This window comes from Pseudomonas fluorescens group sp. PF-69 (assembly GCF_054481235.1).
Map to the genome: position 1 here is coordinate 1689690 of NZ_JBTMNC010000001.1, position 22598 is coordinate 1712287.

General features: G+C 59.5%; 16 protein-coding genes. 7 read left to right on the forward strand and 9 right to left on the reverse strand.

Annotated features, from left to right (window positions below):
* The first annotated feature begins 81 nt into the window (after positions 1-81).
* Positions 82-1635: a MocR-like pyridoxine biosynthesis transcription factor PdxR gene (pdxR, locus tag ACX3YF_RS07700; protein ID WP_458973608.1), complete on the forward strand. Its 1554-nt coding sequence runs from the start codon at positions 82-84 to the stop codon at positions 1633-1635.
* Positions 1636-1644: 9 nt separating this feature from the next.
* Here pdxR and ACX3YF_RS07705 read toward each other — a convergent pair whose 3' ends face one another.
* From ACX3YF_RS07705 to ACX3YF_RS07720, 4 genes are all read right to left on the reverse strand, one after another.
* Positions 1645-6264 carry a dermonecrotic toxin domain-containing protein gene (locus ACX3YF_RS07705; protein WP_458973609.1) on the reverse strand — a complete coding sequence of 1540 codons (4620 nt, stop codon included), beginning with the start codon at positions 6262-6264 and terminating at the stop codon, positions 1645-1647.
* Positions 6265-6425: 161 nt separating this feature from the next.
* Positions 6426-7526, reverse strand: a complete 1101-nt coding sequence (locus ACX3YF_RS07710) for a polyamine ABC transporter substrate-binding protein (RefSeq protein WP_130205562.1) — start codon at positions 7524-7526, stop codon at positions 6426-6428.
* 12 nt (positions 7527-7538) lie between these two features.
* On the reverse strand, positions 7539-8570 hold the full coding sequence (locus ACX3YF_RS07715) for a histone deacetylase family protein (RefSeq protein WP_130205564.1): 1032 nt from the start codon (positions 8568-8570) through the stop codon (positions 7539-7541).
* Between the two features lie 198 nt (positions 8571-8768).
* Complete coding sequence (locus ACX3YF_RS07720; protein ID WP_130205566.1) at positions 8769-9767, reverse strand: AraC family transcriptional regulator; 999 nt, start codon at positions 9765-9767, stop codon at positions 8769-8771.
* A 210-nt stretch (positions 9768-9977) separates the two neighbouring features.
* Here ACX3YF_RS07720 and ACX3YF_RS07725 point away from each other — a divergent pair, with 210 nt between their 5' ends.
* Positions 9978-13379, forward strand: a complete 3402-nt coding sequence (locus ACX3YF_RS07725) for a dermonecrotic toxin domain-containing protein (protein ID WP_458973610.1) — start codon at positions 9978-9980, stop codon at positions 13377-13379.
* Positions 13380-13456: 77 nt separating this feature from the next.
* On the opposite strand, the gene ACX3YF_RS07730 is transcribed toward ACX3YF_RS07725, so the two are convergent.
* A complete protein-coding gene (locus tag ACX3YF_RS07730) occupies positions 13457-14461 on the reverse strand; it encodes an asparaginase (protein ID WP_448647644.1) in 1005 nt (334 codons plus the stop codon).
* A 279-nt stretch (positions 14462-14740) separates the two neighbouring features.
* Complete coding sequence (aspA, locus tag ACX3YF_RS07735) at positions 14741-16165, reverse strand: aspartate ammonia-lyase (RefSeq protein WP_198131667.1); 1425 nt, start codon at positions 16163-16165, stop codon at positions 14741-14743.
* Between the two features lie 180 nt (positions 16166-16345).
* Between aspA and ACX3YF_RS07740 the strand changes: the two genes are divergently transcribed.
* On the forward strand, positions 16346-17257 hold the full coding sequence (locus ACX3YF_RS07740; RefSeq protein ID WP_130205574.1) for a LysR substrate-binding domain-containing protein: 912 nt from the start codon (positions 16346-16348) through the stop codon (positions 17255-17257).
* A gap of 62 nt (positions 17258-17319) precedes the next feature.
* Here ACX3YF_RS07740 and ACX3YF_RS07745 read toward each other — a convergent pair whose 3' ends face one another.
* On the reverse strand, positions 17320-17892 hold the full coding sequence (locus ACX3YF_RS07745; RefSeq protein WP_458973611.1) for a M12 family metallo-peptidase: 573 nt from the start codon (positions 17890-17892) through the stop codon (positions 17320-17322).
* 440 nt (positions 17893-18332) lie between these two features.
* Here ACX3YF_RS07745 and purE point away from each other — a divergent pair, with 440 nt between their 5' ends.
* The 4 genes from purE to ACX3YF_RS07765 all read left to right on the forward strand — a co-directional run bounded on the left by purE (position 18333) and on the right by ACX3YF_RS07765 (position 20894).
* Positions 18333-18824 carry a 5-(carboxyamino)imidazole ribonucleotide mutase gene (purE, locus tag ACX3YF_RS07750; RefSeq protein ID WP_458973612.1) on the forward strand — a complete coding sequence of 164 codons (492 nt, stop codon included), beginning with the start codon at positions 18333-18335 and terminating at the stop codon, positions 18822-18824.
* An 11-nt stretch (positions 18825-18835) separates the two neighbouring features.
* Positions 18836-19918, forward strand: a complete 1083-nt coding sequence (locus ACX3YF_RS07755; RefSeq protein ID WP_458973613.1) for a 5-(carboxyamino)imidazole ribonucleotide synthase — start codon at positions 18836-18838, stop codon at positions 19916-19918.
* 106 nt (positions 19919-20024) lie between these two features.
* A complete protein-coding gene (locus tag ACX3YF_RS07760; RefSeq protein ID WP_008030708.1) occupies positions 20025-20270 on the forward strand; it encodes a GlsB/YeaQ/YmgE family stress response membrane protein in 246 nt (81 codons plus the stop codon).
* Between the two features lie 87 nt (positions 20271-20357).
* Complete coding sequence (locus tag ACX3YF_RS07765) at positions 20358-20894, forward strand: DUF3299 domain-containing protein (protein ID WP_047535212.1); 537 nt, start codon at positions 20358-20360, stop codon at positions 20892-20894.
* Positions 20895-21011: 117 nt separating this feature from the next.
* On the opposite strand, the gene ACX3YF_RS07770 is transcribed toward ACX3YF_RS07765, so the two are convergent.
* Positions 21012-21911 (reverse strand): D-hexose-6-phosphate mutarotase, encoded by a 900-nt coding sequence (locus ACX3YF_RS07770; protein ID WP_448647642.1) that lies wholly within the window; start codon positions 21909-21911, stop codon positions 21012-21014.
* A 73-nt stretch (positions 21912-21984) separates the two neighbouring features.
* The gene (locus tag ACX3YF_RS07775; protein ID WP_047535207.1) at positions 21985-22389 is read right to left on the reverse strand and encodes an acyl-CoA thioesterase; all 405 of its coding nucleotides are present in this window, start codon (positions 22387-22389) and stop codon (positions 21985-21987) included.
* Positions 22390-22598 lie beyond the last annotated feature (209 nt).

Here is a 22598-nt window from a genome sequence, read left to right on the forward strand (position 1 = left end):
CCTTGGCGAATGCCTGCATCCTAGGCAGGCTATTGGTCTGTTGTAAGAGCCATTAACGACCAATTTCATAGGTCCATTGCCATGACGGACGCGCCGCTTTCCTTGTCGTTCAACCCCGCCGGTATCGAACTCGACCGTCGCCAGGGGCTGAGCCGCCAGCTCTATCAGGCTTTGCGCCTTCGCGTCCTCGATGGACGATTGGCCAGCGGTACGCGACTGCCGGCCAGTCGTGATCTGGCCGCGGCGTTGGCGATTTCCCGTAACAGCGTGGTGCGTGCCTACGATCAGCTCTATGCCGAAGGATTTATCGAAGGGCGGGTCGGAGACGGGACCTATGTGGCTCAGTTGCCGCAAACCGCAATACCGGCAAAAAAACTATCCACAAAAGTATCCACAGGGTTGTCAACAGGCTTACCCACAGCCTTATCCACAAATTGGCTGGATTTACCTGTGGTTTCATCCAGCAAAGTTATCCACAGCGATGCGTTGGAGCGCGTTGAAAAGAACCATCTGGCGATGCCGCCGAGTGGTCCGCCGCGAGCATTTCGGGTCGGCGTTCCGGCGTTCGACCTGTTTCCCTTTGAGGTCTGGGCCAAGCTGAATGCGGCTTTCTGGCGTAAACCCGATCTGCAGCAGTTGTGTTACGGCGACCCGGCAGGCGACGCCCGATTACGCGGGTTGATTGCAGCTTACTTGCGCAGTTCGCGAGGCATGCAGTGCACGGCTGAGCAAATAGTGATCACCAGTGGTGCGCAGCAGGGGATCAGCCTTTGTGCACAGTTGCTGGTGGAGCCGGGCGACGGCGTGGCGATTGAGAATCCGGGGTATCGCGCGGCGGGTCATGCATTCGCCGTGGCGGGTGCGCGGTTGCACGGGGTCGCCGTGGACAGCGAGGGCATCGACTGCCGTGAGCTGGCCAGGCTCAATGATTGCCGGCTGACCTACGTCACGCCCTCGCATCAGTACCCGACCGGGGTGGTCATGAGCCTGGCGCGTCGTCTGGAGTTGTTGGCCTGGGCCGAGCGCACGCAGGGCTGGATCATCGAGGATGATTACGATGGCGAGTACCGCTACAGCGGCGCACCGCTGGCCCCCCTGGCGGCATTGGACCGGCAAGGCCGGGTGCTTTACGTCGGCACGTTCGGCAAGGTGGCGTTTCCCGCGTTGCGCCTGGGTTACCTGGTGTTGCCTGCGGGTCTGGTGCAAGCCTTTGCCCAGCGTCGTGCGGTGGATGTTCGTCATTCGGAAGTCAGCACTCAGACGGTGATGGCCGAGTTCATGGCGTCCGGACACTTCCAGCGGCATATCCGCCGGATGCGCCGTGCGGCGTTGAGTCGGCGTAATGCGCTGCTGGGCGGTTGGCCGCTGGACATGCCCGGCGTCGGCCCGTTACCCACAGTCGCCGCCGGGCTGCACATGACTGTGCCGGTTGATAGCGTGGCGCGCGAGCGAGAGCTGATCGAATTGGCCAAAGGCGTCGATGTCGAGATCAACGGCTTGAGCAGCTATTGGCTACCGGACTCGACCACCCCGATCGATCAACGCGCCGGGCTGGTGCTGGGCTTTGCCGCGGTGCCCGAGAAATCGATCGAGGCGGCACTGGAGCGATTACGCACGGTGTGGCGCGCTCGCTGAGCTGGGTGTTCAGTCATCGCCAGTTTCCTTTTTGACGTTCGAGGCTTTTGAAAAGAACAGTGAAGTGGCCAGTGGCGGGCTGATTTCGCTGCGATAGATCGCGATCACCTGACGGCTGGAGGCCGAATGCAGATCGATTGCCCCGGCCATCAGCCGTTGATCTCGTAATTTCAGGTGGGCGGCCGTAAACGCCTCGGCGGGCGTGTCGGGGCCGGCGTAATGGAAGTGGGCATACCACAATGTTCGCCCGGTACGACGCTCGCGGATCTCGTACTCCTGCAGGTAATCCTTGCGCGGGCCTTTGAGCCGACGACGACCACCGCTGGACGCGATGTCGATTTCATTTTTACTTAACAGCCATTCGACACGTGCGGCCGTGGGCGGCTGCTGTTTGATCATCTCGACCCGAATCCGCTGGCCCTCGGCGTACAGTCGATCGCGTGCTGCGCTCAATTGCGTAGCCAACGTTGTCGCGTTGGTTGTTGTATTTGAACCGGTCAGGGTTTGTTCCAGTGTCTTGGCGCTTTTGTCGAGTTGCTCGGCTTTTTGCTGGAACAACTCGTCGATTTCCACCGGGATACGGCCAGGCTTTTTTGCACTCGCCTCGGTTTGCCTAATGAAGCTTTCCACGCCATCGAGCAGCGTCTGGCCTTGGGTGATTTGCGTGTCGAGGTCAGGGACTTGCACCGTCGGGCGGTGACGTCTGGGCTTTACTCGCTCGACCCAGACACCCGGCGTCTTTTCGTGAAAGGTGGCGATCACTTGGCCGGTCATGGGTGCTTTGACGTCGAGCAGTATCGGTTGACCCGGTGCCGAGGGACGTACTTCGCCCACAACCGTGCCCTTGAAGCGCGTCTTGATCACCCGTTTTCGCGAGGCAGGTTCGGGCTTTGAGGGGCCGGGCCTGGGTTCCAGTAGCCGTTGCTCTCGCAGCCATTGCGCCAGACAGGCCTCAGTCTCGCGTTGAAAATCACTGATCCGAGTGCGCACGTGCGCGAACGGTTGCTCAAGCACGGCCTCCTTATGGCTGAGGACGAAGTCTTCGAATGACTGGTCGATGGCTGAAAACTGCTCGAGCATCCCGTTGAGGCCTTCGATGCGTTCTCCCGAAAGCCAGCTGCCTCCTTCCAGCATAAGTTCCTGCGATGTCTGGATAACCAGGTTGGAGGTGTCGAGCAGGCGTGTGAATTCGCTGCGGGCCTGCCTCAACGCAACGCTGTTTCCCTCCTTCAGGCAAACGTCGCGGGCCAGCGAAACCTGAAGCGCCTTGAGATCGTTAAGGCTGAAAGTCGGCAATTTTGCCCGGTAGGTGCTGGCCACTTCGGCCGCACTTCTACCGAGTCGGCTCAACTCCTGGAGACAGGACTGGGCAAACTCGATTTTGCCAATCATGCCCTCGGTCAGGTCGATCATTTTCCGGTAGGTGGCGCGGTCGCCGGTGCCCGCTGCCGTTTCTTCTGCTTCCAGCAGCGCCAGGGTTTCCGTCAGCGTTTGAGCGAAGGTTGCATTGCGCTGGTCGAGCCATGTCTGGTTGAAGAACAATTGGGTGCCGAGCATCTCGACCATGGCGGTGCGGTAGTTGGGCACCGTATCGAGCAGGTTCAGGGATTTCAGCTGTTCGATAGGGGCTGCGTACTCTTGGGTGCGGCGCTCGAGCTTCTCGAGGAATTGCGTTTGTGCAGTCAGCAGAACCTCGTCGCCGACCGAATTTTTCACGGCTTTGTGGGCGTCAGTCAGCTCTGTCCGTGCCCGTTCGCGTTCTTTGTCAAACTCAGCCAATTGCTTTTTGAGTTCGGCGATGCGCTCGCGGTTTTTCTGTTTCAGTGCCTTGCGCCGGCTCGACAGACCGCCGCCCCGCAGGCGCAGGCGCGTATCGACGAACCACTCGCCCCGTTGGTTGCTGATCAGCGCAGGGCCGCTTCGCACGGGCTGCTGACGAGAGTCGATGATCGACACTTCGCCCGTGTCCTCGACGGAGACTTCGAACCAGCGTTTATCCACGGGCGCGTAACAGGTGTTTCCCTTTCGGTAGAGGTGACGAAATATGCCATTGCCACTGTCGGGCGCTGTGAGTGATTCGGGTGGCGTGATAGCGAAGCGATCCAGGGTTTTGACCAGGTCCAGGGCTGTATCGGTCATTACGGACTGGCGATGTTGCACAGGCGGGTGCTCGCCGAGGATGTCGGGCAATTGCACGACGGTCACAGGTTTCAGGACCGGTTTTTCCGGGGGCTCGATCGCTGCTGCCATCGGCTTTTCCTGGAGCCTGCGCACGGGGGGATTACGCGTACTGGCCTGATGGGCAAGCACCATGGCCAGGGTCAGCAACAGATCGGTCATGGCTGATTTCTGTTGCTGTTGGTCGCCGCCGTCGGCCGCGTCGAGGGTTTGCTGCAAGTCATCCAGTACTTGCCAGATCCACGCGGCCGTCCCGACGGTTCGACCGAGAAAGGGCAGTGCGGCATTGAGCAGCATCCAGGCCACGCGCTTGAACGTCGCCCAGCGATATTGCGCATTGGACAGCGATTGCCGTTGAGCCAATTCAACCAGTGCATTGACGTTGGCCTTGTACAGGGTGGCCAGGTAATCGCCGCTGAGGACCCGCTGACCAAGGGACATTGGGCCGCTCATTTGCAGGGAGGTCAGCGGGTCGGCCAGCAATTGCGAAATGCTCCAGACCGAAGGTCGGTCGCCCGTGAACGCATAGTTGGCGTAGTTGGCGCGGGTGTTGTCCGGCAGCCAGGCGAGTACGGATTGGCGCAGCGTCGGCGAGTGTTTGATGGCGTAGATCAGGTTGGCCGGCGTCGGGTACTGGCTCAACGGTTGCTCAAGCATTGGCCGGTAAAGCAGGCATGGCCCCTTGTCCATCTGCCGGGGCCCGATCACGAACATGTTGGTCACTTCATCAGTGGCTCCCCCGATACGCCAGCCTGGCGTGAAGGCCAGTGGGCGAATCACGATCTCCTGGCCATCCACCCAGCGATTGGCGTCGAGCACCTGGACCACGGCAGCGACATAGCGATAACCGGTTTCATCGATGCCGTTCCGCCTGCGAATCTTCAGCTGCAAGGCCAGCAGCGGCAACTCGACGCGCAAATGACTGGTGAACAGGTTCTGCCGTCGCAGGCTGTCGACGGGATCGACGAGCAGCTTGCTTTTGATCAGCGCCGGGTAGCTCTGGCCGATGTCGATGCGAGTGATCAGCGCCTCCAGGTAGCTCACCGTCATCCATTGCGGCAGCGCGGCGGCGCTGGAACTGCGCACGGATTTGTTGCCCTGAGGCAGGGCAATCAGGTTTTGCAGCGCGAGGTCGAGCAGGCTCAGGGTCGTGCGCTCGGGCTCCACCATCGGCACAAAGCTGCCCCAGACCACCACGCTGTCGACCACGACCTCGATGTCCGCCAGGTTCAGTCCTGCCGCATCGGCATGATCTTTGAGCATGCCCTCGCGCAGTTGATCCAGTGCAAACTCGCGGATCGGCTTGACCCCGTCCTGGAAGGACTTCCCGGCGTTCTGATTGCGCACCGTCACCAGATCCATCAGATGCCGACTGTAAGCAGTGAGATCGCCGGATGATGCGTCGGCCATCCAGTCTGGCAGCGATTGCTCGACCCGATTGAATCGCGAGGATGACTGCTTGTCCTTCGGGTCGAACTCGCTGGTCGTATGGCTGACGTGGGGCGCCAGGTCCGGATTGCTCGCGACGGGTTCGTTGGCCAGTGCACCGATTGCGTTGGCTTGCAGGGCGATGAGGTTGCACGCCAGGCGGTCGAAATAATTGCCCTGGGGTTCGATCAGGCGCCAATGCAGGACGTTGCCCGGTACTTGCCCATCGCTATCCTCCAGCAACCACGCACCCAGTTCATGCAGGGAGTCAAACGTCTGGAAGCCACGGGTGATGGTGTGAGTGATTATCAGGGTTCGGGTCCCCAGCGTTCCGATCAGCACCGCCATGTCGAGGATGTTGAGGTGAGTCGAGTCGGCACCGCTCGTGGCGTCCAGGTCGATCAGGCAGGCGCGTGACTGATAGGGGTCATGGGAACGGCGTGCGTTTTTATCGGGGTAGGCGAACAGTTTGCCGGCCATGGCGTGTTGGTCGGTGTCCCAGTCCGGGTTGGCCTCGATGTTCCACAGATCGTGCAAGGATTTGGACAGTTCCTGCCAGCGTGGAGTCGACGGGCGAGTGAACTGATTCCAGTAATCGACCTGCTGTTCTTGAAACGCCAGGAACAGCAGCGGCGCCAACTCATTGAGCAGGCGCCCGATGGCGTCGATGCTGACCGGCAGTTGTGCCGGTGTCTGTTTCAAGGGGTGCAGCGTGAGGTAATGCTCGCCATCGAGGTAGACCACTGGCGTGCCTGCTACGCCATGGCGCACCAGTGCATCGGTCAGCGATTCGAAGTGCCGTGGCCCGGGTTCGACGCGCTGTTCGTGGAGAGCCCAGGTGGGCGTGACCACCATGGCCAGGCGAGGATCGATTTGCAGATTCGGGTACAGCGCTTTCAGGGCCGGTTGCAGCGCATGGGTGGCGACTTCCCTGATCGAGGGGCCGGTGATCAATTGGGTGAGCAGGGCATCCTGGTCGGCGGAAAGGCCGGGTAATACGGGAGAGTTGGTAGCGTCGGGCATGGTCACATCCTTTGTGGGAGCCGCAGGCATCGCGAGACGTTCGGAGCGCGATCCGGTGCAAGGTAGTGACGGGCAGGTGAATGAAGGCGGTATATAAATATCGCGGGCAAAAAAAGACCTGCGCACGCGCAGGTCCGGGTAAGCGGTTGAAGCGATGCGTGTCAGGTGCCTGACTTGATTTTGGTCCAGGCCCGGGTCCGCGCGCGTTCGGCATCACGCGGCAACGGTTGCAGGGTGTAGAGCGTGCCCATCGCCGTTTCGGTCGGGTACAGGTTCGGGTTATTGCGGATCGACGGGTCGACCATCTCCGTGGCGTCCTTGTTCGGGTTCGGGTAACCGACGAAGTCGCTGACCGGCGCAATCACCTGGGGCTGCAGCAGGTAGTTGATGAAGGTGTAGGCGTCATCCGGGTTCTTCGCGCCTTTCGGAATGGCGAGCATGTCGAACCAGATCGGCGCGCCTTCTTTGGGCAGGCGCATGTCGACGACGACACCGTTCTTGGCTTCCTTGGCACGGTTGGCGGCCTGGGAAAAACTGCCGGAATAACCGACGGCGACGCAGATGTCACCGTTGGCGATATCGGCCATGTACTTCGATGAGTGGAAGTAGGTGATGTACGGGCGGATCTTCATCAACAGCGCTTCGGCCTTGTCGTAGTCCGCAGGCTTTTTGCTGTTGGGGTCCAGGCCGAGGTGTTGCAGGGCCAGCGGCAGGATCTCCGAGGGCGAGTCGAGCAGGGCGACGCCGCACTGCTTGAGCTTGCTGATGTTCTCTTCCTTGAAGATCAGGTCCCAGCTGTCCACCGGTGCGTTATCGCCGAGGGCGGCCTTGACCTTGGCCGGGTTGAAACCGATCAGGATGGTGCCGTACATGTAGGGCACCGCGAATTTGTTGCCCGGGTCGTTGGCTTCGATCAGCTTCATCAGCTTGGGATCGAGATGGTTCCAGTTTGGCAGCTTGCTGCGGTCCAGCGGCTGGAACACGCCAGCCTCGATCTGCTTGGCGAGGAACACGTTGGACGGCACCACCACGTCGTAACCGGAGTTACCGGTCAGCAGCTTGGCTTCGAGGGCTTCGTTGGTGTCGAAAATATCGTAGACCAGTTTGGTCTGGGTGTTCTGCGCCTTGAAATCTTCCAGGGCTTTGGGGGTGATGTAGTCGAACCAGTTGTAGACGCGCAACGTTCGTTCTTCGGCGTGCACGGCACCGCTGAGCACCATGGCACCCAGGGCTGGCACGATAAAACGCTTGAGTCTTTTCATTGTTTTAATTCCTCACTGAGCGCTTTCAAAACCTTCAAGGACGTTCACCGCGTTGATGCCGATTTCCTCGACCGCGTAACCGCCTTCCATCACGAACAGCGTTGGTTTGCCGAGGCCCGCGATGCGTTTGCCCATGGCCAGGTAGTCCGGGCTATCGAGCTTGAATTGCGAAATCGGATCGTCCTTGAAGGTGTCGACGCCCAGGGACACGACAATGATGTCCGCGCCGTAGCTTTCGATCTCTTTGCAGGCCTGTTCCAGCGCGGCACTCCAGGTGTCCCAGCCGCTGCCGGCGGGCAACGGGTAGTTGAAGTTGAACCCTTCACCGGCGCCTTCACCCAACTCATCTTCATAGCCGAGGAAAAACGGGAACTCGGCTTCCGGATGGCCATGGATCGAGGTGAACAGCACGTCGCTGCGCTCGTAGAAAATCGATTGGGTGCCGTTGCCGTGGTGGTAGTCCACGTCAAGGATTGCGACCTTTTTGTGACCCTGGTCGAGGAAGGCCTGGGCGGCGATGGCTGCGTTGTTGAGGTAGCAATAACCGCCCATCAAGTCGCCAGCGGCGTGGTGTCCCGGTGGACGGCACAAGGCAAAGGCACTGCGTGCGCCAGCCTGGATTTGCGCCTGGGCGGTCAATGCCACTTGCGCTGCACTGTACGCTGCCTGCCAGGTTCCGGCAGTGATCGGCGCACCGCCGTCGAAGCTGTAGTAACCGAGCTGGCCGTGCAGGCTGGTCGGTTTGATTTGGCGCAGGGTGCGGGCCGGCCAGGTGTAGGGCAGCAGGTCGCCGTCGGTGTTGAATTCGGTCCAGCGCGCCCAGGCGCCTTTGAAGAAATCGAGGTAGTCGCGGCTGTGTATGCGCTCTATGGGGCCGAGGCCGAAATCCTTGGGCGCTGCTACCGGGCCGAGGCTCTGGTTTTGCACGCGGGCCAACACGTGGTCGGCGCGCGAAGGCATTTCGAAGCAGGGCTTGAGTTGCCCATCTATCAATTCACAACGGCCGTGGTGCAGATGGTGATCGTTCGAGTAAATCGTCAGCATTTCTTGTTCTCCGCAGGCTGATTCGGTTGAACACAGTCTTGCGGCATGGACGATTTTGGAAAACGGCAGGAAAGGCCAAAAGGGGATCGATATGGCCAAAAAAACTGACCGAAATTCGCCCCTTTTTAATGCGCCAGACCCTGGCGTGGCGCATGGAATGCAGACGCTGTGGAAGCGGGCTTGCCCCCACCCACAGGGTTATCCATGTGGGCGGAACTGGCTCGGCGCTACACCACTCCAGCGCACGAAGGCATGGCGAAAGCTCGCGGTCTCGCTGAAACCCAGGGCCTCGGCAATCTGATAGATCGGCAACTGATCCTCGCACAGCATTTGCTTGGCCTGCTCGAAGCGCAATTCATCGAGCAACTCCTGATAGCTGCAGCCCAGGTCCTTGAGATGCCGACGCAGGGTTCTCGCCGAACAGTTCATCTGCTCCGCCAGGCCCTCCAGCCCAGGCGCCGCATTCAGTTGCGCGCTCAGCAACTGGCGGATTCGCCCCAGCCACGCCTGGCGTCCGGTGAACTCGGTATTCTGCTTGCGGCAGCGTTCGGCCATGGCTTGATGGGTAATCACGTCGGCCAAGGGCAAGGGTTGATCGAGCCAGTGCTTGTCGAAGGCGAATGCGTTGTCCCGTGCCCCGAAATGCAGCGGGCAGTTGAAGTGTTCGGCATAGGTCGCTTCGTAGTCGGGTGCGGCATGTTCGAAGCGAGCGGCGAGCAGTGGCAGCGGATGACCGAGCAGGTCGTCGCAGATGACCTTCAGCGAAACCAGGCAGAACTCGGCGTTGAACACCGCCATCGCCGGGCTCTCCCGATAGTCGGCCGCGACGAACCAGACACGCTCGCCATCTTCCTCCAGGCTCAGTTCGAAAAGTGTTCCCAGCAGCGCCGGATAACGCATCGCCAGACGCAAAGCGTCACCGAAGGTGGCACTGGTGAGCAGTGCATAACCGAGAATGCCGTAGCAGGACACGTGCATCCGCCGACCCAATTCCAGGCCGATGTCATGCTTGAGTGCGACAGCGTTGGCGCAGACTTGCATCTCTTGATTGGTGGTGATGCGCGTGTCGGCGCGGTTCAGATCCGCCGCACTGATGCCGCTGCCGGCCAATAGCGCTTCACTGGACAAGCCTTCGGCCTTGAAGGTGTTGAGGATCAGCGAGACGGCATTGAGGGTCGTGAGGTGGGAGTGGAGCATGGGATGTTCCATTCTTGAGTTGCTGGAATGGGAGCAAGTTGTGTGCCTGATCGATAGGGTTTCGACAGGTCCGGCGAAACCATTGGTAACAGACGTAGTATCCCGTTAACGCCTCCCATGCCTGTAAGCCCCTTACCTTGGTCATGACTGTCGCGCCTGTGCGTTGGCTGTCTTTACGACATTTCATGTACCCAAGGATGGACCTGAACCATGACATCTGCAGACACTACCCCAACCGTTTCCTGTCCGCTGCGTCCGGACGCCGAGGTGGTTTCACAGGCCTTGAGCATTTTGCACCTGTTTGCCGATCGCCCGACCTTGCGGGAAACGGCACGAAGGACCTTGCAACAAGTCTTTGATGACCAGTTTCCCGGCTTCGATATCCCGGTGGCTACCGCTGTCGTTCTCGAACCTCGGTGGAGTGAAACCCCGGAAGGGCCAAGCTTTGCCGGTTATCAAAGCCATGGACTGACGGATCTTTTGCTCGAAAGTTACTGGAACGGCCGTTGCAGAGCATTCAGTGACAAGAGCTTTCTTTCACGGTACGCCAGCGTAGAAACGCCTCCGGCCATTGACATCGATTTGAGCGAAATCCGCGAGATGCTCGACGAGTGGGGGCCGCAGTTGCTGGCGTGCTATCAATATGAACTGGCAACTTTCTGGAGCCAATCGAACGAGGACGATGGCAGTCCCTGGCAACAACTTCGCGACCTGTTCCTGAAGCAATTGACCATAGCCTCGGAGGCACTTGTTGGAGATCTATTTCTGACGGTCAAGAGCGTGCTTGATTACCCCGATAGCACCCAGCGCGAAACAGTCCAGGGCGATGCGGCGACCGAGGCTGCCGTGACATTCGTGTACGAGGACGCCAGCACCCTGGCGCCGGATGATGTACTGGTCCTGTCGATGCTCCGCAAAGTGGAAGGGCGGACCATTGCGTTGCTCTACACATTGTCCGGCGGAATCGAAGTGTTCAGATCCGAGGAAGCCATGAGGCAATCATGGTTTGGCGCACGCCGGTGCCTGTCGCTAAGAAACTACTGGGCGGAACATGACATTTTCGAGGCGCTGACCCTGAGCCTTCTCGAGCGTCAGCTGCAGGTTATTGCGGCGATCAAGCCCGCGGCCTTCGTCGACTTGCCGAGCCTTGAGCGACGGTTGGAGCAGCTCGGTAGCCCGACGATGTTGTTCGGTGCCTTTCGTTCAGATCATGAAACCAGGTTGTCGACCCTTGAGGGCTTTTTGCCGTCATGGCTCAAGCAAGCGTATCCGGCGGAGCGTGGTGCTTACAGCAAGCTGCTGGCCTTGCTGGCAGCCCGGAATAGAACCGGTACCTCATTCCTGTCGGACATTGCCCCGATTCATGAATATGCCGAGAAGGTATTGAAGGCGCTCATGGTCGAGGACGATCCGACCCGAAAGGATATCAATGTGGGCGGTATCGAGGTGACGCTGCATCGATTGGTGAACACGCCGATAGAAATCTTATTCCCGCCATTCCCCGAGCCTCACTACCAGACCACCCGTTCGACATTTGTGCAATTGGCGGTGAAAAATATCGGCGCCTTGCCCCAGGTTCTATCGCAGATTCATTATCTCAAGGGCGAACCACCGCTTTGGCTGACCTATGACTACCTGAGGGAACTGACCACTCTTGCCGACATCGGCCAGCGTTATCCCGACATGTTGCAGCGCAAATTGCTGGACGACCCTCTTGAGCGCAGCCAGCGGCGACAACAGTTTCGCGCGAGCATGCGCATTCAGCTGCCGCTGTTGGCGCTGGAGCTGAAAATCCGCAATCGCCTGTCGGATCTGGCTTATCGCCAGGTTGTCGCCGCCCTGCAACCGGAAACTGTCGATCGCCAGGTGGAGGAACATGCCATGGTGGTCAGACCGCTGGGATTCCAGATTGGAACCGACACCAGAGCTGACTACGTCTTGAACATGTTTGTGATTGGCCCGCAGGAGCTTGGACGCGGGCCACATATTCTTTACCGGCCTGCCTGGGACAAGCCAATGCTTGAGTTTGCTTCGTGGGCAGCTCTGTTGAGCGCCATTCAGGAGAATGGATCATTGCAGCGCAGCGTGCTTGCCGGGCTGGCACCCTCGGTTCGCGATGTCTATGACAACGGCGGCTTCGTGGAGCCCCATGTGGGACGGGTAGTCATCGGTGACTACGACGCGCTCCAGTCGCAAAGCGTTTCGCTCGCCAGCCGGCCGCTGGCAGTTGACGTGTTCAGCGAGCTCTACCGGTCTTGCGCCCAAGCGCTGATCGAGCAGGCCAAAGGTGATTCCGTATCGAACTCAGAGGCCCGTTTGGATCAACTAAAGGACTTCGGGTGGGTATTGTTCAACTTGCTACAACCTCTGTTGGACGGCCCGTTGGCAACTATCAGCCTTTTGGTCCAACTCACCAAAAGCATTGAAGGGTTTGTTAAACACGAAAAAGCCGAGAATCGATTGGAAGCAGCGGCCGATGTGTTGATGGACCTGGCCTTGATACTGGTGCATTCGGGTTCGCCCGTGCCTGCTATTGCGCGCACCGAAGCGTCCGGCGTTGTCGGTGAAACCGCGCTCGATCAACGCATCCCGCTCGACAACAAAATCGACAGGCAGCCTGTCGGCCCTTTCGGGGGGGAGCCGAAGCTTTCTTATGGCTGGAGCAGTGCGCGAGGCCAGTTGTCAGCTCGGCAGCTGGCCGATCTCGACTCATTCAAGCTCTCGGGACCGCTGCGCGGAGAATCGTTGGTCAAATCCGGCGAGTTTCGCGGGCTATATAAGCAGGGCGGCTACTGGTATGCCTGCGTCGAAGATAACTGGTTTCGGGTGTCACCCGCATTGGATGGGGTCGTGATCACTGATCCGCGGGTTGCGTCGCGCAGGGGACCCTGGTTGAAAAGCGACGAGCAGGGTCGCTGGAGCTTCGATTTCCGCCTACGGCTGCTGGGAGGCGCAGGGCTTAGTGTCCGGGCCAAAAGGAAGCTCAAGAAACTGGAGAAAGATGCGCGAGAGCTATTGGCCGGATACGACGGGAAGGTGGCTGACGCCAGGCGGATGTCCAAAACTACTCATTCGCCGGCCGATGTGGAGAGTCTCATTATGGATCAGGCTGACCCGTATCAAGCCGCAGCCGACAATATTGAGCAATTGACCCGGCCGGCGGGTGAGGAGTCTCTGAAGGCGGTCGTCGATAAGTTGAGGGATACCGCCACGCGTCTTCGGAAGCTGGCACAACAAACACGCATTGAAATGTACAAGTCGCGGAACCCGACTGCGGGAGCGGTGGAGTATCTGTTGGGGAAAGAAGAGATAAGCATCCGTAAGGTCGGCGAGCGAATCGCCCTCGCTACGGATAAAGACACTGATTTTTTGCAGGAATACGAGATTCGCGACACCGCCAACAACACTGGGCTGTGGTACGCACATTTTCACTACCGGACAAAGGTGGCTGCGCCAGATTCCTTTACCAAGGCCCATCTGAAAACGACCGCGCAGCGTCGCCTGGGTCTGAAATTTCAGAAGGATCAACAGGCCGCAGGCCTCTCAGTGACCAGCATATGGCGCGGCGAGATTAGCCCGATGATGGCCAAACAGGTGTTTTTCCATCTATAGACTCAAGCGACAGGGCAAGCCTTCCTGACGGCGACACAAAGGAAGGCTTGCAAGGTTGCAAGCCAGTCCCGTTTGCCTCAGACCAGTTCGCCACAGAGGTCGAGTTCTACAAGTTGACGGACTTCGCCCGTTTCCAGCCCCGCCCCCAACAACCCGTGCAATTTGCCGAATGCCGCTTCACGGGTCATGCCGCCGCCGGACAACACGCCGACGCCGCGCAAGCGACTGCCGGCCTCGTATACATCCAGCTCGACGCCACCCTCATGGCACTGCGTGACCGCGACCACCACCACGCCTTTGTCCCGCGCTCGCCCGAGGCTGGCGAGGAACCCGGGGTTGTCGCTCGGTCCGGTACCGCTGCCGTAGCACTCCAGCACCAGGCCTTGAATGCCGCTGGCGAGCAAGCCGTCCAGTACCTCGGCGCCGATGCCGGGGAACAGTGGCAGTACCGCGACGTTCGCCAGTTGCCTGGGTTGGTTGTAGTTCAACTGCGGCGCAATCGAAGGCGCTTTCACGCCGCCGCCCTGACGTTCCAGACGCTTGAAGGGATGCCGACCGAAACTGCGTACTTTCGCGCAGCGGGTCGGTGCCAACAGCTCACCATGGAAGTACAGGTGCACACCCGGTGCCAGGCCTTGGCCCAAGGCAACCAGCGCGCCGCTGAGGTTTTCCCAGGCATCGCTGTCAGTGACGCCGGCCGGCAGCATTGAACCGGTGAAGCACACGCGGGCCTGCAGGCCGAGCAACTGGAAGCTCATCGCCGCAGCGCTGTAGGCCAGGGTGTCGGTGCCGTGAAGGATCAGCACGCTGTCGCAGCCTTGCACGTCAACGGCGTCGACCACGGCTTCACGCAGTTGCTGCCAGTAGGCCGGGGTCATGTTGGCGCTGTCGATCAGGGGCGACATCTCGCGAAAGCGCCATTGCGGCACCATCAGTTCCGGTTGGCTGTGCAGGTACTCGCGCATGCGCGCTTCGAAACCGGAGGCCGGGGCCAGACCATGGGCGCTGGCTTGCATGCCGATGGTGCCACCGGTGTAGAGCACCATGACGTGCTGGGCGGCAGGGTAGTTCGAGGAATTCATGGGGATTCTCCGGGAGCAAGAGTGCCTGTGGGAGTGAGCTTGTTCGCCTCCACAGTTTTTCGAACTTTAACTGACGGACGCAGAGTATGCGCCCGTCATCTACCCATCAGCGTTGCGTTGCAGGTTCGTCATGGGGTTCGGCCTGGGCCGTTGAAGGCGAAGCCCGTCTCCTGCAAGAAAGTAAAAAAAAGGGCCTGGAGACTGATCTCCAAGCCCTCAAAAGGTGAGAGGTGTCTAGTCCCTCGACCTGGTGAGCGGTGCTACAGGTAATGCGTCGGATCAGGCTTTAAGCGGAACCAGACGCGGAGCAATCATGTTTTCCGGGCGCAGGATGTCGGCGAGCATGGCGTCGTCGAGCAAGCCTTCTTCGCGCACCAGTTCCAGCACGCCGCGGCCGCTTTCAAGTGCGATGCGGGCGATGCGGGTGGCGTTTTCATAGCCGATGTACGGGTTCAGTGCGGTGACCAGGCCGATCGAGTGTTCGACCAGTTCACGGCAGCGCTCTTCGTTGGCGGTGATGCCGACGATGCAGTGTTCGCGCAGCATGTCCATGGCGCGTTGCAGCAGGCGGATCGAGTCGAAGATCTTGAACGCGATCAGCGGCTCCATCACGTTCAGTTGCAACTGGCCGCCTTCGGCCGCGATGGTCAGCGCCAGGTCGTTACCGATGATCTGGAACGCGACCTGGTTAACGGCTTCCGGGATAACCGGGTTGACCTTGCCTGGCATGATCGAGCTGCCCGGCTGACGCGCTGGCAGGTTGATTTCGTTGATGCCGGTGCGTGGACCGCTGGACAGCAGGCGCAAGTCGTTGCAGATCTTCGACAGCTTGACCGCGGTACGCTTGAGCATGCCGGAGAACAGCACGAAGGCGCCCATGTCGGAAGTGGCTTCGATCAGGTCGGCTGCCGGTACCAGCGGATGACCGCTGATGGTTGCCAGGCGCTGAACGGCCAGGTGCTGGTAGCGCGGGTCGGCGTTGATGCCGGTGCCGATCGCGGTGCCGCCCAGGTTCACTTCGGTCAGCAGTTCAGGTGCCAGCGTTTTCAGGCGTGCCAGGTCTTCGCCCAGGGTAGTGGCGAAAGCGCGGAATTCCTGGCCGAGGGTCATCGGCACGGCGTCTTGCAGCTGGGTACGGCCCATCTTCAGGACGTGATTGAATTCTTCACCTTTGGCGGCAAACGACTGAATCAGGCTGTCGAGGCTGGCCAGCAGCGCATCGTGACCCAACAGCAGACCCAGGCGGATAGCCGTCGGGTAAGCGTCGTTGGTCGATTGCGCCATGTTCACGTCGTTGTTCGGGTGCAGGTACTGATATTCGCCTTTCTGGTGACCCATGGCCTCCAGTGCGATGTTGGCGATCACTTCGTTGGCGTTCATGTTGGTCGAAGTGCCAGCGCCGCCTTGAATCATGTCCACCACGAACTCTTCGTGGAAATCGCCGCGGATCAGACGTGCACAGGCTTCGCTGATGGCTGCGTGCTTGGCTTCACTGAGGTGACCCAATTCACGGTTGGCGTCAGCGGCGGCTTGTTTGACCATGGCCAGGCCGATAACCAGCTTCGGGTAGTGCGAAATCGGAACGCCGGAGAGACGGAAGTTGTTCACCGCTCGCAGGGTCTGGATGCCGTAATACGCTTGAGCCGGTACTTCGAGTACGCCAAGCAGGTCTTTTTCTGTGCGGAAAGATGCAGCGGAGGACATGATAGAAATCATCTCGATATGGACCCGGTCTGTGCCGGAACACCGCAAATGCTAGGCTTGTGGAGAAATTTGGGCCAATGCTGTTAAACACTGGCCTATGCACATTCGGCATAATGCCTGTGTGACGCCGTGTGTGCGGCGAGCGTGTGACCTAAATTGGTGCGTGTCCGGGAGGACGTGATGAATCTGGAAAGCAAATGGCTGGAGGACTTCAGTGCTCTGGCTGCCACCCGCAGCTTCTCCCAGGCGGCGGAACGGCGTTTCGTGACCCAGCCGGCGTTCAGTCGGCGGATCCGCAGCCTGGAGGCCGCGCTGGGGCTGACGCTGGTCAACCGCTCGCGCACACCGGTGGAGCTGACGGCGGCGGGGCAGTTGTTCCTCGTCACCGCACGGACCGTGGTCGAGCAACTCGGTGAGGTGTTGCGTCATTTGCATCATCTGGAAGGCGGGCAGGGGGAAGTGATGCAGGTCGCTGCCGCTCACTCGCTGGCGCTGGGGTTCTTTCCGCGCTGGATCGCCCAACTGCGCAACGAAGGCCTGAACATCGCCACACGGTTGGTGGCAACCAACGTTGGCGATGCGGTGCATGCCTTGCGGGAAGGCGGCTGCGACTTGATGCTGGCGTTCTACGACCCGGATGCGGCCATGCAGATGGACCCGGAAATTTTCCCTTCGCTACACCTGGGCCATACCGAGATGCTCCCGGTTTGCGCGGCGGATGCAGAGGGCAAGCCGCTGTTCGATCTGGAAGGCGAGGGCAGTGTGCCGTTACTGGCCTACAGCGCCGGTGCGTTTCTCGGCCGCTCGGTGAATATGCTGTTACGCCAGCGAGCGTTGCGCTTCACCACCATCTACGAAACCGCCATGGCCGACAGCCTCAAAAGCATGGCGCTGGAGGGACTGGGCATCGCCTGGGTGCCGCAACTGAGTGTGCGCGCCGAACTGGCACGCGGTGAACTGGTGGTCTGCGGCGGTCCGCAATGGCATGTGCCACTGGAAATTCGTCTGTATCGCTGCGCGCTGGTGCGCAAGGCGAATGTGCGGTTGTTGTGGCGCAAGCTGGAAGGGGGAGCGGCGGGTACGGCTTCTTGAGGGTAAAAGGATCAAGGCCAATCGAGTTGGCCTTGATCCACCGAAGAGGGCGTCGTTCAACTTCAGTCGAACTGATTGAGGTAATTAACAATATTTTCCCGGTTTTTTTTGCTAAAGGCGAACGCGTTGGGTCGAGCGTAAGGATCCATAATGGAATGGTGCGGCCCGTAGTAAGTCGTAATATTTTCGTCGAAGTCTTCATGGTTCGCATTGAACATGTGGCCTATTTCGTGGGCGACGGTTGTTTTTTCTGAAATCGACGCGATTGCCAATTGTCCTGGTAAGTTAGCAACTCCTAGGGCTCGGTTGTTAATGTCGTCGCGTGTTAATAGCAGGAACTTGTCAGTGTTGTCGTCGTAAATCCGGTTGTGGTTTGCCCGCATTTGGCGTTTGTACGACCTGATTCGATAAAGCAAGCCTTGTAGTGACTCGCCTTCATCCTCCTTTTTATATTCATAAGCGCCGATCACCTTAGCGTCTGTAGGGGGCACGAAGACCATGTCCAGAGTTCGGCCCGAAATTCGTGCAATTTCATCCAGTATCCAGTCAAAGTGATCTTGATAGAGGCGGTCTGTGTCGTAATCCTTCAAGTCTTCATGGATAAATGTTGTCAGTGTTAGTGGTCGTTTCGACATGGTCAGTGCCTTTGAAAAAAACTTGATGTTTGGTGATGTGGGATGTGTTTGGTTTTAAATGGGTAATAAACCCCTGGGTATTCTGTTGCGACAACTAATTGGTCGTTGCGGTGGTTATATATCACCGGTCTTTTGCGCTGGCGTCTTTGAATGTTTTGGATGTTGTTGCGAGCGTATTAGGTTCAACTTCAAGTGCGTGGACACTATTTTTATTGTGTCTTGGTGGCACTGAAAAACTTGATTTTCAAGTCAGTAAAGCCGCTGTCGGGCATCACATGACAGATGGTCGCAACAGGGGCTGTTTATCTGGCGTATTGCGGTATACTGCGCGGCCTTCGGCCGGTTCGCCCGGCCATAATTCGTACAATCAAGCCACGCATTTTGCGTGGCTTGTTGTTTTTTGACGCGCCTGCGGGCGCCCAGAGAGAAGAGGCACGACGATGAGTGCACTGGTTGGCGTGATCATGGGCTCCAAGTCCGATTGGTCCACCCTTAGCCACACCGCCGATATGCTGGAAAAGCTCGGCATCCCCTACGAGGTGAAAGTGGTCTCTGCCCACCGCACCCCGGACCTGCTGTTCCAGTACGCTGAAGAAGCCGAGGCGCGTGGCATCGAGGTGATCATCGCCGGTGCCGGTGGCGCGGCCCACTTGCCTGGCATGTGTGCGGCCAAGACCCACCTGCCGGTGCTGGGCGTGCCGGTGCAGTCGTCGATGCTCTCGGGCGTCGATTCGTTGCTCTCTATCGTGCAGATGCCTGCGGGCATTCCGGTCGCCACCCTGGCCATCGGCAAGGCTGGCGCGCTCAACGCCGCGCTGCTGTCGGCGAGTATCCTGGGCGCCAAGCACCCGCAGTTCCACGCGGTGTTGAAAACCTTCCGTGCTGAGCAGACAGACAGCGTCCTGGAAAATCCAGACCCACGCATCGCCTGAGGTTGTTGACGATGAAGATCGGTGTAATCGGTGGCGGCCAGTTGGGCCGCATGTTGGCGCTGGCGGGCACTCCGCTGGGCATGAACTTCGCTTTTCTGGACCCGGCGCCGGACGCCTGCGCTGCGGCATTGGGTGAACACCTGCGCGCCGACTACGGTGACCAGGATCACCTGCGTCAGTTGGCCGATGAAGTCGATCTGGTGACCTTTGAGTTCGAGAGCGTCCCGGCCGAAACCGTGGCGTTCCTGTCGCAATTCGTTCCGGTTTATCCGAGTGCCGAAGCCTTGCGCATTGCCCGCGATCGCTGGTTCGAGAAGAGCATGTTCAAGGACCTGGGGATTCCAACCCCGGCGTTTGCCGACATTCAGTCGCAAGCCGATCTCGACGCCGCCGTGGCCTCCATCGGTCTGCCGGTCGTGCTCAAGACCCGCACCCTGGGTTACGACGGCAAGGGCCAGAAAGTCCTGCGCACCCCTGAAGATGTGGTCGGCACGTTTGCCGAGCTGGGCAACGTCGCCTGCCTGCTGGAAGGCTTCGTGCCGTTCACCGGTGAAGTCTCGTTGATCGCCGTGCGTGCCCGTGACGGTGAGACCCGCTTCTACCCGCTGGTGCACAACACCCACGACAGCGGCATCCTCAAGCTGTCCGTGGCCAGCACCGATCATCCGCTGCAAGCGCTGGCCGAAGACTATTCCAGCCGCGTGCTCAAGCAACTGGATTACGTGGGTGTGATGGCGTTCGAGTTCTTTGAAGTCGACGGTGGCCTCAAGGCCAACGAAATCGCTCCGCGCGTGCACAACTCCGGGCACTGGACCACCGAAGGCGCCGAATGCAGCCAGTTCGAAAACCACCTGCGCGCCGTAGCCGGCCTGCCGTTGGGTTCGACGGCCAAGGTCGGCGAAAGCGCCATGCTCAACTTCATCGGCAAGGTGCCGGAGACCGAGAAAGTCCTGGCCATCGCCGATTGCCACCTGCACCACTATGGCAAGGCCTTCAAGGTCGGGCGCAAGGTCGGTCACGCCAACCTGCGTTGTGCAGACCGCGAGACGCTGTCCGCACAGATCCTCAAGGTCGAAGCGCTCATCGCCGAATAGTTTCATGTGGCAGCGGCGGAACCATTCAGGGGCCGCCGTTCTCTCATGGCAGGATGCGAAAGTCTGGCTAGGCTTTCGCATGACTATCCATTCAGAGGGAAATGCCATGGGAATCATCGGAACCATCTTTATCGGCCTGATCGTCGGCCTGCTGGCGCGGTTTCTCAAGCCGGGCGATGACAGCATGGGCTGGATCATGACCATCCTGCTCGGTATTGGCGGTTCGCTGGCGGCTACTTACGGTGGCCAGGCATTGGGCATTTATCAGGCCGGCCAAGGTGCGGGCTTCATTGGCGCACTGGTTGGCGCCGTCGTATTGCTGGTGATCTACGGTCTGATCAAAAAGAACTGATTTAAGCGACAAAGCCCTCTCGGCCGCGCACCCCGAGAGGGCTAGAATGCTCGGCGACTCACCGTCCTCCCTTTACCGAGCACTTTCATGCGCCGTCTTCTTTTGACTCTTCTTTTCCTGGGCACGGGCCTAGCTCATGCCGCCGAACTGCCGGAAACCGACTGGCTCGAACTGATGCCCAAGTCGGACCAGAAAGCCCTCGAGGCCATGCCTGAAATCGACCACAACTCCCCCGAAGCCAATGGCACCTTTACCGAAAAGGGTGGCATGAAGCAGAGCAAAGGCCTGCCGGCGGTGATGTATTCGACCAAAACCGTAGCGTCGATGAACGACAAGAACATTCGTATCGGTGGTTATCCGGTGCCGTTGGAGACCGACGCGAAAGGACGCAGCACGCTGTTTTTCCTGGTGCCGTACCCGGGTGCCTGCATCCACGTGCCGCCACCGCCACCGAATCAACTGGTGCTGGTGCGTTATCCGCAAGGTTTGAAGCTCAACGACATCTACACACCGCTGTGGGTGACCGGCACGCTGAAGATCGAGAAGGTCAGCAATGACCTGGCCGATGCGGCGTATGCACTGGATGCGGCGAAGGTGCGGGTGGTGAAAGAGTCGGATCTGTAGAGATTCAAATGTGGGAGCGAGCCTGCTCGCGATAGCGACCTGACAGCCAACGATGATGTTGGATGGGGTGATCTCATCGCGAGCAAGCTCGCTCCCACACTGGTTTTTCAGTGCAGCTTAGAGCGCCTTGCTGGCGATGCTGACGCCCAGGGTGTGGCTTGCACCCGGCGCCAGCGAAACCACATCACCCATCACATTCGCCGTCTCGATGCACAGCATGCGCTGCCAGCCATCGTTGGCCATGTCGCTGAACGCGGCGGCGCGCTCGATCCACGGGTTCCAGATCACTGCGGAGCGTGAACCACTGCTGGTCAGCGCGATGCGGCGCTCCCAGGCTGGATCGACGATGCTCAGCGTCGCCGGGGTATTCAGGTAGATGCGATCGGTCTCGCCGGTAAAGCGCAAGTCGCCGGACTGAGTCACGGTTTTCCAGTCGTCCAGCGTCTCGATGTAATCCAGGCCATCCAGCCCTTCGACATGCACGTTGCGCACATCGCTGACGGCGAAATAGCTGTGCAACGCCTGGCTGATGGTGACGTTTTCAGCGCCCTGGTTGTGGCTGGTCAGCTTGATATGCAGCTGTTCATCCAGACGAATGCTCAGCTTCAAGTCCACCTGATGCGGCCAGCCCGGCAGACCGCCTTCGGGGTAGGGCAGGAGGAAGTCGATCTTGAGGCTCTCGCCCTCGGCTTCTATGCCGCCCAGTTCCCAATCCATCGCTCGTACCAGACCGTGAGCTGCAGCCGGTTCGTGGCTGACGCGCATCGACTGAACGCTCTGTGGGTTGCGCGCCAGGTTGCCGAACCACGGCCAGCAAACCGGTACGCCGGCACGAATGCTCTTGCCCGTCTTGAACACCGCTTCGTCGTTGAGCCAGATCAAAGGTGGCCGGCCAGCCAGTTGATAACTGAGGATCTGCGCGCCTTGCTGGGCGACCAGCAATTCGGCCTGGCCGTGGCGGATGCGCCAGCAGTTCAGTTCATCCAGTTTCACGGCTTCAACGTTGGGCGTGTTCATGGGGCAGCTCTCGATCGGGAACAATGACGACTACAGACTGCAAAAAGATCGCCGGGTTTAACGAAGCGTTTTATTAACGAGCTCTGGGCGGAACCGAACGGGTGCGGCCGCTGCCATCGATGGCGACGAACACGAACACCGCTTCAGTGACTTTACGCCATTCGCTGGAAAGCGGATCGTCGCTCCAGACCTCGACCATCATCTTGATCGAGCTACGGCCGATTTCCAGTGCCTGTGTATAGAAGGAGAGCTGAGCGCCCACCGCCACCGGAACCAGGAACGCCATACGGTCGATCGCCACCGTGGCCACGCGCCCACCGGCAACCTTGCTGGCCATAGCGGTGCCAGCCAAGTCCATTTGTGAAACCAGCCAGCCGCCGAAAATATCGCCAAAGCCGTTGGTTTCGCGAGGAAGGGCGGTGATTTGCAGGGCCAGGTCGCCTTGCGGAATCGGATCTTCTTGTTCGAGCTCTATCATGCCGGGGGTGCCTCTGACCCGTGACTCTTCGTTGGTATTGCTGGTGGTAGCCGTCTTCGCGAAAAACGATCCAAGCACCGAACATACTACGTTCGTCACGTTTTTCTTAAGGCGCCTAAAGGGAAACTCTGCGAAATCGCCTATGAACCTGACAGGCGTTTTCGCACAGCAACCCTTTCAAACTGCAGCAAGATGGCGAGTATATCGGT